Origin of the sequence: Mesorhizobium australicum (assembly GCF_900177325.1) — a bacterium.
GTDB classification, from domain to species: domain Bacteria; phylum Pseudomonadota; class Alphaproteobacteria; order Rhizobiales; family Rhizobiaceae; genus Mesorhizobium_A; species Mesorhizobium_A australicum_A.
Map to the genome: position 1 here is coordinate 1,033,850 of NZ_FXBL01000004.1, position 16,363 is coordinate 1,050,212.

16 protein-coding genes are annotated in these 16,363 nt (G+C 64.6%); 5 read left to right on the top strand and 11 right to left on the bottom strand.

Annotated elements, in window-relative coordinates; genetic code table 11:
- Positions 1 to 29 precede the first annotated feature (29 nt).
- Entirely contained in the window at positions 30 to 1,043 is a 1,014-nt protein-coding gene (locus tag B9Z03_RS07445; RefSeq protein ID WP_085463625.1) for a type II secretion system F family protein, read from the top strand.
- A gap of 6 nt (positions 1,044 to 1,049) precedes the next feature.
- Entirely contained in the window at positions 1,050 to 2,066 is a 1,017-nt protein-coding gene (locus tag B9Z03_RS07450; RefSeq protein ID WP_085463626.1) for a type II secretion system F family protein, read from the top strand.
- Positions 2,067 to 2,094: 28 nt separating this feature from the next.
- On the opposite strand, the gene B9Z03_RS07455 is transcribed toward B9Z03_RS07450, so the two are convergent.
- The gene (locus B9Z03_RS07455; RefSeq protein ID WP_085463627.1) at positions 2,095 to 2,547 is read right to left on the bottom strand and encodes a DUF305 domain-containing protein; all 453 of its coding nucleotides are present in this window, start codon (positions 2,545 to 2,547) and stop codon (positions 2,095 to 2,097) included.
- 66 nt (positions 2,548 to 2,613) lie between these two features.
- Entirely contained in the window at positions 2,614 to 3,435 is an 822-nt protein-coding gene (locus tag B9Z03_RS07460; protein WP_085463628.1) for a tetratricopeptide repeat protein, read from the bottom strand.
- Between the two features lie 131 nt (positions 3,436 to 3,566).
- Between B9Z03_RS07460 and B9Z03_RS07465 the strand changes: the two genes are divergently transcribed.
- From B9Z03_RS07465 to B9Z03_RS07475, 3 genes are all read left to right on the top strand, one after another.
- Positions 3,567 to 4,943 carry a leucyl aminopeptidase family protein gene (locus B9Z03_RS07465; RefSeq protein WP_085463629.1) on the top strand — a complete coding sequence of 459 codons (1,377 nt, stop codon included), beginning with the start codon at positions 3,567 to 3,569 and terminating at the stop codon, positions 4,941 to 4,943.
- A gap of 72 nt (positions 4,944 to 5,015) precedes the next feature.
- Positions 5,016 to 5,366: a MarR family winged helix-turn-helix transcriptional regulator gene (locus tag B9Z03_RS07470; RefSeq protein WP_085463630.1), complete on the top strand. Its 351-nt coding sequence runs from the start codon at positions 5,016 to 5,018 to the stop codon at positions 5,364 to 5,366.
- The gene (locus tag B9Z03_RS07475; RefSeq protein WP_085463631.1) at positions 5,363 to 6,217 is read left to right on the top strand and encodes a C40 family peptidase; all 855 of its coding nucleotides are present in this window, start codon (positions 5,363 to 5,365) and stop codon (positions 6,215 to 6,217) included. The genes B9Z03_RS07470 and B9Z03_RS07475 overlap by 4 nt, the downstream gene beginning before the upstream one ends.
- Positions 6,218 to 6,220: 3 nt before the next feature.
- Here B9Z03_RS07475 and B9Z03_RS07480 read toward each other — a convergent pair whose 3' ends face one another.
- From B9Z03_RS07480 to B9Z03_RS07520, 9 genes are all read right to left on the bottom strand, one after another.
- Positions 6,221 to 7,174, bottom strand: a complete 954-nt coding sequence (locus B9Z03_RS07480; protein ID WP_085463632.1) for a 2-hydroxyacid dehydrogenase — start codon at positions 7,172 to 7,174, stop codon at positions 6,221 to 6,223.
- An 11-nt stretch (positions 7,175 to 7,185) separates the two neighbouring features.
- A complete protein-coding gene (locus tag B9Z03_RS07485; RefSeq protein ID WP_085463633.1) occupies positions 7,186 to 8,814 on the bottom strand; it encodes an ABC transporter ATP-binding protein in 1,629 nt (542 codons plus the stop codon).
- Positions 8,811 to 9,206 carry a type II toxin-antitoxin system VapC family toxin gene (locus B9Z03_RS07490; protein ID WP_085463634.1) on the bottom strand — a complete coding sequence of 132 codons (396 nt, stop codon included), beginning with the start codon at positions 9,204 to 9,206 and terminating at the stop codon, positions 8,811 to 8,813. The genes B9Z03_RS07485 and B9Z03_RS07490 overlap by 4 nt, the downstream gene beginning before the upstream one ends.
- Entirely contained in the window at positions 9,203 to 9,451 is a 249-nt protein-coding gene (locus B9Z03_RS07495) for a type II toxin-antitoxin system VapB family antitoxin (RefSeq protein ID WP_085463635.1), read from the bottom strand. Before B9Z03_RS07495 ends, B9Z03_RS07490 begins: the two co-directional genes overlap by 4 nt.
- A gap of 51 nt (positions 9,452 to 9,502) precedes the next feature.
- Positions 9,503 to 10,651: an ABC transporter permease gene (locus B9Z03_RS07500; RefSeq protein WP_085463636.1), complete on the bottom strand. Its 1,149-nt coding sequence runs from the start codon at positions 10,649 to 10,651 to the stop codon at positions 9,503 to 9,505.
- Entirely contained in the window at positions 10,651 to 11,802 is a 1,152-nt protein-coding gene (locus B9Z03_RS07505; RefSeq protein ID WP_085463637.1) for a microcin C ABC transporter permease YejB, read from the bottom strand. Before B9Z03_RS07505 ends, B9Z03_RS07500 begins: the two co-directional genes overlap by 1 nt.
- Positions 11,803 to 11,838: 36 nt before the next feature.
- The gene (locus B9Z03_RS07510) at positions 11,839 to 13,713 is read right to left on the bottom strand and encodes an extracellular solute-binding protein (protein WP_085463638.1); all 1,875 of its coding nucleotides are present in this window, start codon (positions 13,711 to 13,713) and stop codon (positions 11,839 to 11,841) included.
- Positions 13,713 to 15,575: an extracellular solute-binding protein gene (locus tag B9Z03_RS07515; RefSeq protein ID WP_085463639.1), complete on the bottom strand. Its 1,863-nt coding sequence runs from the start codon at positions 15,573 to 15,575 to the stop codon at positions 13,713 to 13,715. Before B9Z03_RS07515 ends, B9Z03_RS07510 begins: the two co-directional genes overlap by 1 nt.
- A 92-nt stretch (positions 15,576 to 15,667) precedes the next feature.
- Positions 15,668 to 16,324, bottom strand: a complete 657-nt coding sequence (locus B9Z03_RS07520; RefSeq protein WP_085463640.1) for a c-type cytochrome — start codon at positions 16,322 to 16,324, stop codon at positions 15,668 to 15,670.
- Positions 16,325 to 16,363 lie beyond the last annotated feature (39 nt).

A 16,363-nucleotide genomic window follows, 5' to 3' on the forward strand; every position in this document is an offset into this window, starting at 1 on the left:
GCGCAGTCCCTGCGCGGGAGCGGCATGAGATGTTCGGCATAGACACAACGATCCTCGCCTTCATCGCGCTTGCGGGTGTGAGCGCCGGCGCGGTCGCCTATGCGCTGATGTTCAACCGCATCCAGAGCGAGGAAAAGACCGAGAAGCGGCTGGAGACGATCAAGCGGGCGGAGACGGACCGCAGCATCGTGGCCGCCACGCGCGACCGCGCCGCCGAGGCAGCCAAGCGGCGCAAATCGGTCCAGGATTCGCTCAAGGATCTGGAAAACAAGCAGAAGTCACGCGACCAGGTGGTCAAGAAGCCGCCGCTGAAGGTGCAGATCCGCCAGGCCGGCATGACGGTCTCGATGGAAAAGTTCTACCTCTATTCCGTCGTTTGCGGCGTGGTCCTGGCGGCGCTGGCCTTTCTGGGCGGAGCGCCAGTCTGGGCCGTTCCCGGCGCCCTGCTGGTGGGCGCGCTGGGCCTGCCGCGCTGGTTCGTCTCGTTCCGGCGCGGACGGCGGGTGAAGGCTTTCCTCAACGAGTTTCCGAACGCGCTCGACATCATCGTCCGCGCGGTGAAGTCCGGCCTCCCGCTCAACGACGGCATCCGGCTGATCGCCAACGAGGCGCAGGAGCCTGTGAAGACGGAGTTTCGCCGCATCGTCGATGCGCAGCAGGTCGGTCTCTCGATCCCGGAGGCGGCGATGCGCATGACCGAGACGATGCCGTGCCCGGAGGCCGGCTTCTTCGGCATCGTCATCCAGATCCAGCAGCAGGCCGGCGGCAACCTGTCGGAAGCGCTGGGCAACCTTTCGCGCGTGCTGCGCGATCGCAAGAAGATGAAGGCCAAGGTCCAGGCGCTGTCGATGGAGGCAAAGGCCTCGGCGGTCATCATTGGCTCGCTGCCTTTCATCGTGGCCTTCCTCGTCTACCTGTCTTCCCCCAACTACATCATGCCGCTCTTCACCACGTCGTCGGGCCACATGATCCTCGCCTTTTCCGCCGTCTGGATGTCGATCGGCATCTTCGTGATGCGGAAGATGATGAACTTCGAGGTGTAGCGTCGCATGTTCACCCAGCTGTCCAAGTCGATCTCGGATCCTGCCTTTCTCATCGCCGTGTTCGTCGGCATCGCGGTCTTCGCGACGCTGTTCACGCTGATGCCGTCGCTTGCGGGCAATACGCTGAAGACGCGCATGAAGACCGTTGCGCTCGAGCGCGACGAACTGCGCGCCAAGCAGCGCGCGCGTCTCGCCGCCGAGGCCGACAAGCGCCGCCGCGGCCTGCGCGAGGAACAGTCCGTCGGCATGAAGCAGATCGTCGAGCGACTGGACCTGCGCCGGGCACTTGCCGACGAAGCGACAGTCGCAAAGTTGCGGCTCGCTGGCTTCCGCGGCCAGAACCCGCTGACAAAATTCCTGTTCTTCCGGCTGGTTCTGCCGTTTGTCGGATTTGCCCTCGCGGCTGCCTACGTCTTCCTGCTCGGCGGCCTCCCCAAGCAGCCGGCCTTCGTGAAGCTCTTCGTCTGCATCCTCTTCGCTTATGCGGGATTCTACGCGCCGGTGCTCTACGTCTCGAACCGGGCCTCCAAGCGCAAGGCGTCGATCCAGAAGGCCTGGCCCGATGCGCTCGACCTGATGCTGATCTGCGTCGAATCGGGCATGTCGATCGAGGCCGCCATGCGCAAGGTCGCAGACGAGATCGGCGCGCAGTCGGTCGAGCTGGCGGAAGAGTTCATCCTGACGAACGCTGAACTGTCGTTCCTGCAGGAGCGTCGCCAGGCCTACGAGAACCTCGCCAACCGCACCGGCCTCGAAAGCGTCAAGGGCGTCGCCCAGGCGCTGATCCAGGCGGAGCGCTACGGCACGCCGATCGCGACCGCGTTGCGTGTGCTCGCCAACGAAAGCCGCGAGATGCGGATGAACGAGGCCGAGAAGAAAGCCGCGGCCCTGCCGCCGAAGCTCACCGTGCCGATGATCCTGTTCTTCCTGCCGGTGCTGTTCTGCGTGATCCTCGGCCCTGCCGGCATCCAGGTCTCCGAGCGCGGCATCTTCGGCGACAAGAAGGAATCGAGCAGCAACTAGGCTTGTCAGGGCTCTGCCTTTGCCGCGCCTAGCGCCCGCGCTCGATGTCGTCGATCAGCTTTTCCATTTCACTGATCTCCCTCCGCTGCGCCTCGACGATCCGCGCTGCCAAATCCCTAACGCGGGGATCGGTCAGGTTCGCCCGCTCGCTCGTCAGGATGGCAATGGAGTGATGCGGGATCATCGCCCTCATCCATGAGGTGTCGCCTACGAAAACCTGGCTTCGCACGAGGTAGACCGATCCGGCGAAGACCAGCGCCGCCACCGACAGGATGACGAGGTTTGCCAGGCGAACCGTATACATGTGCAGCATGAAGGACAGCATGACGACGGCCATCGCCGAGCCCATGATCAAGGCCATATAGAGCCTGGTCTCGCTCCAGCGGATGTGACTGACCTGGTAGACATTCACATATGTCAGCGAATACATCACCACTGTCGAAACGGCGATCATCGCGGCGAAGCGGGCATAGGCGCGCATCGAACCCTCCTATTGGCTGACTTGTCCGTCAACCAGGAGCGTCGCCCAAGGGTTCCCGCTTCGGGGTCAGTTGGTGTTCTTCTTTTCCTTCTCGTCCTTCAGCTCGTTCCAGGCGTTCTGCTGGGCGAGCATGGACCGGAGATAGGCGACGTTGGCCTGTGCCTGGTCGGGCGAGAGTTCCTGGCGGGCGATCTGCTCGGCTTCGTCGAAACGCCCCTGCAGGCCGACGACCAGAGCGAGGTTCTGCCGCACGCGGCTGTCGGCGCCGGGCCGCTGGGCCGCCGTGCGCATGTGCATTTCGGCGGTCTTGAGGTCGCCTTCGAGCAGGTAGGACATGCCGAGATTGGACAGGATGGTCGGCTCGTCGGGCTTGAGATCGAGCGCCTTGCGATAGAGCTGGCGCGCATTGGCCGACTGGCCGAGCTGGTCGAGGATCGCGGCCTCGGCCGACAGGAGCTTCCAGTCCGGATATTCGGGCGTCTGGGCGCGGCGGATGGCGTCGAGCGCCTGCTCGAACTGGCCGATCGCGGCAAGCGACTTGCCGTAGGCGGCGAGCACCTCGCGATCCTTCGGATAGGCGATGGCAAGCTTACGCATCACGGCGAGCGACTGGTCGGCGCGGCCGTTCATCTGCAGCACGTTGGAATAGGCCATCGCCGTCGCCTTGTCGTTCGGCGATTTCGCATAGTCCCTGCCGAGCTTGTCCGCGGCGCTCTCGAGCTCGCCCGTCGACATGCGGTCGAAGGACTTGCCGAAGGAGCGGTTCACCGAGCCGGTGGTCATGCTGCTCTTGCTGGCGCAGCCGGCCATCGTCGCCGCGAGCAGGATCACGGCGCCCGCCGTTGCAAGCTTGCGTCCGAAAAGGGTCGCGGAACGGGCAGCGGACATGAGGCCTCCGGAAGGAATATCTCGACCGTCGAAGCGGCCTTCCTGCCCGGAGAAATATTCCGTTAACCCTAATGGATGGTTAATATCGCGACTCGCTCCCGTTAAGAATTCCCCACCGGATCCGCCAAGCAATGCCCGTCACTCTCGTCGCCGATCGTTCCTCGCTTTCTCGCCCCGTTCATCTGGTGGCGAAGGGCGCGCTCGAAAAATCCGATCTTCCCGCCGCGGCGATCGCCTGGGCGAAGGCGAATGCGTTCACCGGCGAGGAAGGGCGGACGCTGCTGCTCGCGGATGGCGACGGGAACGTGTCCGGCGCATTGTTCGGTCTCGGCGACCAGACGGGCGGACACCTGCCATTGCTTCCCGGGGCACTGGCCCGCACGCTGCCCGAAGGCGACTGGCACTTCGCGACGGCGCTGGCGGACGGCGAAAACGCGGTCCTCGGCCTCCTGCTTGGCGGCTACGCCTTCACCGCCTATGGCCGCAAGCCGCATCGCGAGATCCGCTTCGCCGCGCCAGAGGGCGTCGACAGGGCTCGCGCCGAACGCCTGGCGGAGGGCGTGTTCCTCGCGCGCGACCTCATCAACACCCCGACGAACGATATGGGGCCGGACGATGTGGAGGCCGCGGCGCGCAGGCTCGCCGCGACGCATGACGCGGAGGTCGCAGTCATTGCGGGCGACGAGCTTTTGGCACGGAACTTTCCGATGATCCATGCCGTGGGTCGGGCTTCTGCGCAGGCGCCGCGGCTGATCGACATCCGCTGGGGCAGGGAGGATGCCCCGAAGGTGACGCTGGTCGGCAAGGGCGTCTGCTTCGACACCGGCGGCCTGGACATCAAACCGGCGTCGGGCATGTTGCTGATGAAGAAGGACATGGGCGGTGCCGCCAATGTGATGGGCCTCGCCCACATGATCATGGCAGCGAAGCTGCCGCTGCGGCTCAGAGTCCTGCTGCCCGTGGTCGAGAATTCGATCGCCGGCAACGCGTTCCGCCCGGGCGACATCCTGAGGAGCCGCAAGGGCACGACCGTCGAGATCGGCAACACGGATGCCGAGGGGCGGCTGATCCTCGGTGACGCGCTTGCCTATGGCGACGAGGAAGCGCCGGAGCTGATGGTCGACATGGCGACGCTCACCGGTGCTGCGCGCGTGGCGCTTGGGCCGGACCTGCCGCCCTTCTTCACCGACGACGAGGCGCTGGCCGCCGACCTCGCCAGAGCCGCGGCCACCGCCGCCGACCCGCTCTGGCGCCTGCCGCTCTGGATGCCGTACGACGGCAAGTATTCCTCGAAGGTCGCCGACATCAACAACACCAACACCGATGGCTTCGCCGGCTCCATCATCGCGGCGCTGTTCCTGAAGCGCTTTGTCCAGCAGACGAAGTCGTGGGCGCATTTCGACATTTTCGGCTGGAATCCGGTCGACCGTCCGCACGGGATCGCGGGCGGCGAAGGCATGGCGATCCGGGCGCTGGAGAAGGTGATTTCCGAGCGCTATCGCGCCTGAGCCCCTTGCATCGCCCGGCGTTCGGGCGTTGAATGGAACGGGTCCGAAACAATAACAGGATGATCCCGGTCCATGGCGGTGAACCTGCGGCCCAGCCAGGCCTTGCGGCTCTGGCAGAGCGTCGCGCTGTCCGAGGTGAATGCGGGAATGCCGGACCTGTCGCACCGACAGTTGGCGATCCTGCTCACCGTCTATCTCGAACCGCCTCCGCACACGGTGCGAGGGCTCGCGGCCGCGCTCGGGGTGACCAAGCCGGTCGTCACGCGCGCGCTCGACACAATGGGCGCCCTGAAGCTCGTTTCGCGTCATCGCGACGAGGAGGACAGGCGCAACGTGCTGGTGAAGCGGACGATCGAGGGAGCGCTCTTTCTCGAACGCTTCGGCGACGTTATCATCGCCAGAGCCAAGGAGTTGCCGCTTTGACCGTACTCGACCGACGGCTGAACGCGTTTCGCGAGGACCTCGCCGACAAGCGGCTCGAAGGCCAGGTCGAGGCGCCCGCCTTCGTCTCAGGCCGTGCCGCCCATGTTCGCGCACCCGTGCTCGACATGCGGCGCAGGCCGAGCCTGGAGGCCGGCATCGACACGCAGCTCCTGTCCGGCCAGGATGTGCTCGTCTTCGACGAGGATGAGGGCTTCGCCTGGGTCCAGGCGCGGATGGACGGATATGTCGGCTATGTCGGCTCGAACGGGCTCGCCGAGGGTTTTTCGAAGTCCAGGCACGTCGTCTCCGCGCCGCGCACCTTCGTCTATCCGCTGCCCGACCTGAAGACCGTCCCGACCTCCGTCCTGTCGATGGGCTCGTCCGTCGAGATCGTCGGCCTTGAGGAGCGCCGGGGCACGAACTATGCGCTGCTGCCGTCGGGCGAGGCGGTGATTGCGGGGCATGTCCGCCCGGCGGACGAGACCGCCGCCGACTATGTCGCCATCGCCGAGCGGCTGATCCATACGCCGTATCTCTGGGGCGGCGCGAGCGCGTTCGGCATCGACTGCTCCGGTCTGGTGCAGCTGTCGATGCGCATGGCGGGCAGGCAGGTGTTGCGCGATTCCGACATGCAGGCGCAGACGATCGGAACGGTGATCGATCCGCAGCGCGAGGCGCTGCGGCGGGGCGACCTCGTGTTCTGGAAAGGGCACGTCGCGATCGTGACCGATCCCGAGACGATCATCCACGCCAACGGCCATACGATGACGGTCGCGCTGGAGCCGCTCGCCGAGGCGGTGTCGCGGATCGGCTATCTCTACGGCCAGCCGACCGGCTTCCGCCGGCCCTGAGCTTCAATATCCCGCGTCGCGGTCGACGAGGTTCCTGAGCGGCTCGCCCCGGTCGTGCGCGTCCATCTGGTCGAGCATCGGCCCGACGAGATGGGCAGGATCGGAGGTCGCCGCGGCGTGCGGCGTGACGAAGACGCGGGGATGGTCCCAGAGCGGGCTCGTCTTCGGCAGCGGCTCCTGTTCGAACACGTCGAGGCTCGCCTCCTTGAGCGTGCCGTCCTCCAGCGCGCGCAGGATGTCTGCCTCCTTCTGCAGCCTGCCGCGTCCGGCATTGATGAGGAACGCACCGCCGAGCCCGTTGTCGCGTCGCAGCCGCTTGAGCACCGAATAGTCGATGATGCCGTGCGTGGCGGGCGTATAAGGCAGGAGCACGACGAGGATGTCGGTGGCGTTGAGGAACGGCGTCAGCCCGGATGCGCCGGCATAACATGTCACGCCGTCCATCTCCTGTTGGGTGCGCGACCAACCGTTGACCTTGAAGCCGAGCGCAAGCAGCGCCTTCGCGCTGGCGCGGCCGAGATTGCCGAGACCCATGATGCCAACGCTGACCTCGCTGGCGGGGGGCTGCGGCGGCTCGTACCATGTGCGCCTCGCCTGCTGGGTCCGGTAGAACGCGCCCTGCCGGTGGTGGTCGAGCACCCGCCAGGTGACGTATTCCGTCATGTACTGCGTCAGGTTGTCGGCGACGACGCGCACGATCGGCACCTGCGGCAGGCCGGGATCGGTGAGGAGATGGTCCACCCCCGCGCCGACCGAGAAGATCGCCTTGAGGTTCGGCAGCTTCTCGAGGATGCGCGGCCGCTGCTTCCAGACGACGGCATAGTCGATCGACGGATCGGCGGGACCGTCCGGCTCCAGCACGACGTTGCGCCGGGCGGACAGGAGCTGCATCCACTGCTGCGGATTGAATCCGGTGATGGCGAGCAGGACCTTTCCGCTCGGCTTGCTGGCGCTCATCGGCGATAACCTTATTCGTTGACTGCGTGCTGCCTTGTGGTCGCGACGTTGAAGGCCGCGGCGATCAGCGCCTTGGTGTAGTCCGTCTCGGGTGCAGCGAAGATGCGCTCGGACGGTCCCTTCTCGACCACGACGCCGTTGCGCATGACGATCACCTCGTTGGCAAGCGCGCGGACCACCTTCAGGTCGTGGCTGATGAAGAGGTAGGCGAGGCCGTATTTCTGCTGCAGCGAGCGCAGCAGGTCCACCACCTGCGCCTGCACGCTCATGTCGAGCGCGGAGGTCGGCTCGTCCAGCATCACGAATTTCGGCTTCAGGACCATGGCGCGCGCGATTGCAATTCGCTGGCGCTGCCCGCCGGAGAATTCGTGCGGATAGCGGAAGCGGGTCTCCGGGTTGAGGCCGACCTCGTTGAGCACGTCGACCACCGCCTTGTCGCGCTGGCCGGGTGTCTGGTCCGGCTCGTGGATCTTGAGACCTTCCTCGATGATCTCCGACACCGACATGCGCGGGCTGAGCGAGCCGAACGGGTCCTGGAAGACGATCTGCAATTCGCGCCTCAGCGGCCGCATCTGTTTGAAGGAATAGGTGTTGATGTCGCGGCCGCCGAAGTCGATACGGCCCTTCGACGAGATCATCCGCGCCAGCGCCAGGCCGAGCGTCGTCTTGCCCGAGCCGGACTCGCCGACGATGCCGATGGTCTGGCCGGCGCGCACCGAGATGTCGATGCCGTCGACCGCCTTCACGTTGTCGACCGTCTTGCGGAAGAAGCCCTTCTTGATCGGGAACCAGACGCGGATCTGCTCGCCGCGCATCACCTCGGGTTTCGTGTCGTCCGCGGCGGGAGGCAGGCCGCGCGGCTCCGCCGCCAGCAGATGGCGCGTGTAGTCGTGCTGGGGATGCGCGAACACCTCCGCCGTCGGCCCGGTCTCGACGATCTTGCCCTTTGTCATCACGCAGACGCGGTCGGCGATCCTGCGCACGATGCCGAGGTCGTGGGTAATGAACAGCATCGACATGCCGCGCTCTGCCTTGAGCTTGGCCAGCAGCTCGAGGATCTGCGCCTGCACCGTCACGTCGAGCGCGGTCGTCGGCTCATCGGCGATCAAGAGCTTCGGCTCGTTGGCGAGCGCCATCGCGATCATGACGCGCTGGCGCTGGCCGCCGGAGAGCTGGTGCGGATAGGCACCGAGCCGCTTCTCCGGCTCGCGGATGCCGACCTCGTTGAGGAGTTCCAGCGTGCGCGCCCGCGCCTTCGCGTCGCCCATGCCCTGGTGCACCTTCAGCACCTCGCCGACCTGCCGCTCGATCGTGTGCAGCGGGTTGAGCGAGGTCATCGGCTCCTGGAAGATCATGGTGATGTCGCGCCCACGCACCTTGCGCAGGTCCGCCTCGCCCTTCGCCAGCAGGTCGTTGCCCTCGAAAAGGATCTGGCCGGACGGGTGGCTGGCGGCGGGATAGGCCAGCAGCTTCAGCACCGAGAGCGCCGTGACCGACTTGCCGGAGCCGGACTCGCCGACCAGCGCAACGGTCTCGCCCTTGGCGATGTCGAACGAGATGTGGTCGACAGCAAGCGTCTGCGCGCCGCCCTGCGAGAAGGCGACGGAGAGATCGCGGACGGAGACGAGTGGAGCGGTCAAATCACGGCCTCGACATCGGTCAGGCGGAAATCGTCGCCCTTGAACAGCAGCGGCTCGCCGCGCGCCTTGGACAGGGCATAGGCGAAGCAGTCGCCGAGGTTGAGCTGGGCGCGGTGGTTGCCTTTGCCGAATTTCTTGTAGGCTTCACGGGCGATCATGGCTTGCGCGCCGTCGATATCGACGATGCTCACTCCGAAGTCCGACAGGAGATTGTCGAGTTCCTCGCCCTTCTTGCTGTCCTTCAGCCGATCGAGCCTCACGGCGGCTTCGAGATAGTTCATCGGGGACATAAGATGGGGACCGCGTCCGGCTTTCAGCAGGATGTCCTCCATCGCGTCACCGTCCGGTTCTTCAAGCACGATCGCGAGGATGGCTGACGCGTCGACGATCATTTGAACAATCCGAACTCGTCGTAGAAGTCAGAATGGTCACTCGTTACCCCGGGCGGGGTTGGCCCGGAACGGCGGATGATCTCTCTGATACGTGCTTTGCGCGTCGCGTAATCGTCTTGGATCTCGAGGCGACGCAACTCTCCGTTAAGCGCCTGCTCGATCGCACCGGTAATGCTCTGGTTGGTCTGCATAGCTAGTCTGCGCGCCAGCTCTTCAACTCGCTCGTTCTTGATGTTGATGCCCATCAGTTGGCTCCAATGGTAGAAAGTCGGATCATTTCTACCATGTTTCCGCTCTCATCGGAACGTCTTCCGCGGGTCGAAGGCGTCGCGCACGGCTTCGCCGATGAAGATCAGCAGCGACAGCATGATGGCGATGGTGAAGAAGCCGGTGAGTCCGAGCCAGGGGGCGGAGAGGTTGCGCTGGCCCTGCTTCAGCAGTTCGCCGAGCGAGGCGGAGCCGGGCGGCAGGCCGAGGCCGAGGAAATCGAGCGAGGTGAGCGTCGAGATCGAGCCGTTGAGGATGAAGGGCAGGAAGGTCAGCGTCGCCACCATCGCGTTGGGCAGGAGGTGGCGATACATGATCGTCCGGTCCGGCACGCCGAGCGCCCGTGCGGCGTTGACATATTCGAAGTTGCGCGCGCGCAGGAACTCGGCGCGGACCACACCGACGAAGCCGACCCAGGTGAACAAAAGCATGATGCCGAGCAGGATGAAGAAGCCCGGCGGCAGCACCGCCGACATGATCAGGATCAGGTAAAGCACCGGGATCGAGGACCAGATCTCGATGACCCGCTGCAGCAAAAGGTCGGTCCAGCCGCCGAAATAGCCTTGCACCGCGCCGGCGGTGACACCGATGACCGCCGAGGCCGCGGTCAGCACCAGCCCGAACAGCACCGAGATGCGGAAGCCGTAGATGACGCGTGCCAGCACGTCGCGGGTCTGGTCGTCTGTCCCGAGCCAGTTCCAGTTGCCGACCGTGCAGTTGGGATCGTTCGCGCCTTGCGGGTAGCGCTGGCAGCGGAACTCCTTGTCGTACATCCAGGACGGCTTGGCGGGCGCGGCCTCGGGAATGTCGTTGTTGACGGTGCGGTACGAGTAGCGGATCGGCGGCCAGATCAGCCAGCCGTTCGCCTCTATCTCTTCGGAAATCACCGGATCGCGGTAATCCGTGACGGCGTAGAAGCCGCCGAACTTCTCTTCCGGATAATCCACCAGAACGGGAACCAGCAGCTCGCCTTTGTAGAAAGCGAGCACCGGCTTGTCGTTAGCAATGAATTCGGAGAACAGCGACAGGACGAACAGGACGAGGAAGATCCAGAGCGACCAGTAGCCGCGCCGGTTTGCTTTGAAGTTCTGCCAGCGGCGCTGATTGAGCGGCGAGAGCCACGGTCGCCTGGCTGCGCGTTCTGTCTCGACCTCGGTCTTTTCGACGATGTCCGTCATCAGACGTCGCGCCTCTCGAAGTCGATGCGCGGATCGATCCAGGTGTAGGTGAGGTCGGAGATCAGCGTCGTGACGAGGCCGATCAGGCCGAAGATGTAGAGGCTGGCGAAGACGACCGGATAGTCGCGGTCGAGGATCGACTGGAACGACAAGAGGCCGAGCCCGTCGAGCGAGAAGATGTTTTCAATCAGCAGCGAGCCGGTGAAGAACACCGAGATGAACGCGCCCGGGAAGCCGGCGATGACGATCAGCATGGCGTTGCGGAAGACGTGCCGGTAGAGCACCTGGCCCTCGGTGAGCCCCTTGGCGCGCGCGGTCACGACATACTGCTTGCGGATCTCTTCGAGGAACGAGTTCTTGGTGAGCAGCGTCGTCGTGGCAAAGGCGGAGAGCACCATCGCCGTCAGCGGCAGCGTCAGATGCCAGAAATAGTCGACGATCTTGCCCCAGAGCGAGAGCTGGTCCCAGTTCTCGGAGGTGAGGCCCCGGAGCGGGAAGCAGTCGCAGCCCAGCCGGAAGCCGTAGAACTGGTCGCCAGAGGTGAAGCCGATCGGGAAGGAATTGCCGCCGGCGAACAGGATCATCAGCAGGATCGCGAACAGGAAGCCGGGGATCGCGTAGCCGACGATGACCACGCCGCTGGTCCAGATGTCGAAGGCCGAGCCATCCTTCACCGCCTTCCTGATCCCGAGCGGGATGGAGATGATGTAGGAGATCAGCGTGATCCAGAGGCCGAGCGAGATCGACACGGGCATCTTTTCGAGGATCAGGTCGACGACGCGGATGTCGCGGAAGAAGCTCTCACCGAAATCGAACCGCGCATAGTCCCACACCATCTTGCCGAAGCGTTCGAGAGGCGGTTTGTCGAAGCCGAACTGCTTTTCGAGTTCGGCGATGAACTCGGGGTCCAGCCCCTGGGCGCCGCGATATTTGGAGGAGGATTCCCCGCCGAAGTTCTCGACGTTCTGCGCCCCGGCATCCCCGCCGCCGCCGGACAGCCGGTCCGAGCCGGCGCTGGTGCCGTTGATGCGCGCGATGACCTGCTCGACCGGCCCGCCGGGCGCGAACTGGATGAGCACGAAGGAAATGGCCATGATCCCAAACAGGGTCGGGATCATCAGGAGCAGGCGGCGGGCGATATAGGCGCCCATCAGACGCCCTTCATGCAGGTTTGGCCGGTCGTCCGGTCAGAGTTTGCCAATTGCCCTCGCCTTTTCCGCATCGAACCACCACAGCGCTTCGACCGGGAAGCCGTAGTCCGGCTTCGGCTCCCTGAATCCATAGATGTCCCAGTAGGCCGCCCGGTGATTCGCCGCGTGCCAATTTGGAATCCAGTCTCGCCGCGCGCGCAAGACCCGGTCGAGCGCGCGGATCGCCGCAACAAGGGCGGGACGGTCCGCCACCTTCGAAACGGCGGTCAGCAATTCGTCGACGGCGGGATCGGCCGTGCCGGGGAGGTTGCGGCTTCCCTTCATTGCGGCGGCGCTAGAATGGAAGAACTGCTCAAGGTCGTCATATGTCGGGGTGGCGCTCATCGACGCCGCGATCGAGATCATGTCGAAGTCGAAATCGGACTGCCGCACCGTATACTGTGCGGCATCCACCAGCCGGATCGAGGCATCGATGCCGATGGTCTTCATGTTCTCGATGAAGGGGGAATCGATGCGGATGAAGACCTCGTCGTTGACGAGGATCTCGAGTGTCAGCCGCTCGCCCTTTTCGTTGACGACGAAGGCGGATCCGTCAGGCTTGCGCCAGCCGGCCTGACCGAGAAGGTCGATGCCCCGGCGCAGCAGCCTGCGGTCGCGGCCCGTTCCGTCCGTGATCGGTTGCATGACCGGCTCGCCGAAGGTTTCCTCGGGAATCCTGCCGCGCAAGGGTTCGAGCAGCGCCTGTTCCTCGGGAGAGGGGAGTCCCGTCGCGACGAACTCCGAGTTCTCGAACAGGGAGTGCGAACGCTCATAGGCGTCATAGAAAAGGTTGCGTTTCGTCCATTCGAAATCGAAGCACAGGCCGATCGCCTCGCGCACGCGCGCGTCCTTGAAGCGGTCACGCCGCTGGTTGATCGCCCAGGCCTGCAGCGAAGGCTGCAGTTCACGCGGGAACTCGCGCTTGATCACCTTGCCTTGCGTGATGGCGGGAAAATCGTAGCCGGTCGCCCAGGTCCGGGAGGTGAATTCCTGCCGGTAGAGCACGTTGCCTTTCTTGAAGGCCTCGAAGGCAGCCTGGCGGTCGCGATAGAACTCGAGCCGGATGCGGTCGAAGTGGCCGAGGCCGCGGTTGACGCCAAGATCCTTGCCCCAGTAGTCCACGACGCGGTCGTATTCGATGAATTGGGCGGGGCGGAATGTGCCGACCTTGTAGGCTCCGCAGCCGAGCGGCGGGTTCAACTGCGACCCGTCGAACGGATTGGCCTCGAAGAAGGCCTTCGAGACGATCGGATAGCCGACGACCGACAGGATCGTGCGATCGGACTGTTCGCCCGAGAAAGTCAGTCGAAACGTCCGGGGGTCGACCGCCACCGCCTCCGTCATGCGCCCGAGGGACAGGCGCAGGCCGGGATGGGCCTTCTGCTTGAAGAGGTTGTAGGTGTAGGCGACGTCCTCGGCTGTGAGAGGCGAACCGTCGTGAAAGCGCGCCTGCGGCCGCAGGCTGAACTCGAACGTGTTGCGGTCGGCCGAAATGCTCACAGTCTCGGCGGTCAGCCCGTAGACCGCGTCCGGCTCGTCGAGCGAACGCGTCATCAGCGAATCGAAACACATCTCCATGCGCGGCGGCGCGTCGCCGTTCGGGACGAAGGTGTTCAGCGTATTGAATGTGTCCGGGTTCTGGTTCCACAGCCAGTTCGGCGGCGAGAAATTGAACGTCCCGCCCTGCGGCGCATCGGGGCTGGCATAGTCGAAATGGTCGAAGCCCGCGGCATATTTCAGGTCGCCGAAGGCGGAGAGCCCGTGAAGAGGCGTCTCGGTGGGTGTTGTGGCGAACAGCGTTGAGGGAAGCGCCGGAAGGATCGCCGCCGCGCCCGCTGCCCCGAGGAACTCCCGGCGCGACAGTGCCGCCATCAATTCGCAATCCCGAACTTGGCGTTCAGCGCCTTTTCCTTTTCGGGGTCTATCCAGAACGATTCGATGTCCGGGCCGATGACCTTTGTCGGCTGCGGCTCCGGTATGCCGAACTTGTCCCAGTAGGCCAGCCAGACGACCGGCCGGTGATATTGCGGAACGACATAGTAGCCCCACAAAAGCACGCGATCGAGGGCATGGGTGGCGACGACCTGGTCTTCGCGGCTCTTGGCAAAGATCACCCGTTCGATCAGCGCGTCGACAACGGGGTCCTTGATGCCTGAGTAGTTGCGCGAACCCGGCCTGTCGGCATCCTTTGATCCCCAATAGGTGCGCTGCTCGTTGCCCGGCGATTGCGATTGCGGCATCACCCCGAGCAGCATGTCGTAGTCGTAAGTGTTCTGCCGCGCGATATATTGGCTGACGTCCACCATACGGACCGGCGCGTCGATGCCGAGCTTGCGCATGTTGGTGATGAGCGGCATGCCGATGAATTCCTGATAGTCGTTGGCGATGAGCAGTTCCGCCCGGAACTGCTGGCCTGTCTGGGCATTCACCAGCTTGCCGTCCTTGATCACCCACCCCGCCTCGGCGAACAGCTTCACGGCCTCGCGCAGGTGGGCGCGTTCCGACTGCGGCGTGTCGAAGACCGGCAGCTTGAATTCCTGCGTGAAGAGTTCCGGCGGCAGCTTGTCCCTGTACGGTTCGAGGATCGCGAGTTCCTCACCCTGGGGTATGCCGGAGGACGCCAGCTCCTGGCCGACGAAGTAGCTGTTGGTACGCTTGTTCAAGTTGAACGTGCGTGTCTTGTTGAAGGTCTCGAAATCGTAGAGCAGCGTCAGCGCCTGGCGCACGCGCCGGTCCTTGAACTGGTCGCGGCGCATGTTCATGACGTAACCCTGCATCGGTTCACCGGATTCGTCCTTGAACTCCTTCTTGATCACCTGCCTCGCCTTGGCCGCCGGAAAGTCGTATCCAGTCATCCAGCGCGGCGGCTGGTTCTCGGCGCGCAGATCCTCATAGCCGCCTTTGATGAAAGCCTGCCATTCCGCCGTCTGGTCGAGGACGTAGCGGTAACGCCGGCGATCGAAATTGTTTCGGCCGACGTTGATCGGCAGGTCGCTCGCCCAGTAGTCCTCGACGCGCGTCCAGGTGATGTCGGTTCCAGGCTTGAAGCTCTCGATCCTGTAGGCGCCGGAGCCGAGCGGCGCCTCCAGAGTCGGCCGCGTGATGTCACGCTTCTCGCCCTTGGCGTTGGTCCCCTCCCACCAGTGCTTCGGCAGGACCACCAGGTCGCCCATGATCATCGGGAGTTCGCGGTTGCCGCCCTGGTCAAACTCGAACCGCACCTCCCGGTCGCTCACCTTCACGGCCTGTTTGACATTGCCGAAATAGCTGACGAAGTCCGGGCTGATCTTCTTGAGGGTGTCGAACGACCAGATCACGTCGTCGACCGTGATCGGCTGGCCGTCATGCCATCTGGCTTTCGGGTTCAGCCGATAGGTCGCGCTCGAAAAGTCGTCCGGATAGGAGAAGGCCTCGGCGATAAAGGCATGGTTCGTCGTCGGCTCGTCGATGGACTTTGCCATCAGCGTGTCCCACAGCAGGCCGCCCTGGAAGTTGAGCCCCGCCGCAGAGGTGCCGATGGCGATGAACGGGTTGAAGCTGTCGAAGGTGCCGACCGCGACGGAATTCAGCGTGCCACCCTTCGGCGCGTTCGGATTCACGTGATCGTAGTGCTTGAACGTGTCGCCGTATCGCGACGGCTCGCCCATTCGATCCGAGGTGCGCCATTCCTGGGCGTGGCCCGGAATGGCCCAGACGACGGTGACGGCGAGTGCTGCGGCTTTCAGCAGGTTCATTCGGGCGCGTTCTCCCTGGCGGCGACAGACGGACGATAACAAAAAAGCCGGGCTGAACCCGGCTTTTTCGTGATCTCGATCTGAAAATATCGTTACTGCGCCGGTGCGGCGGGGGCGGCAGGCGCCGCGGGAGCGGGGTTGGCCGTTTCGGTCGCGGGCTCGGTCGTCGCGCCGGCTGCCGGGGCTGGCACGGCGTCGGCGGCGGGAAGCGGCGCCGGCGTGTCGGCCAGGGTGCGCAGGTAGGCGATGATGTTGGCGCGATCACCCACGGCCTTGATGCCGGGGAAGTTCATCGCGGTACCCTTCACCAGCGCCTTCGGGTTGGTCAGGAACTCGCTGAGGTGCTCATAGTCCCAGTTCGGCCGCTCACCGGCATGGGCCTTCATCGCCGCGGAATAGGAATAGCCCTCATGCGAGGCGACCGGACGATCGACGATGCCCCAGAGGTTCGGGCCGATCTTGTTGGCGCCGCCCTTCTCGGGAGTGTGGCAGGCCGCGCAACGCTTGAACAGCGTCTCGCCGGCGCCCACGTCGGCGCTGGCCAGCAGCGGCCCGACGGGCTCGGGCGCGGCCGGGCCGGACGCTTCGCCACCGGCACCAGCCTCGGGCTCCAGCGCTGCGATCTCGAAGCCGGCCTTTTCGGGTGCATGCGACGCGAACAGCGAATCCGAGATCAGGCTGAGCGAAAAGACGACGAAAACGGTGCCGAGGATCGCCCCGATGATCTTGTTGAATTCGAACGAGTCCATGCCTCTCCGTGCTCCCGTCGCGGTGCGGGCTGGAGCGTT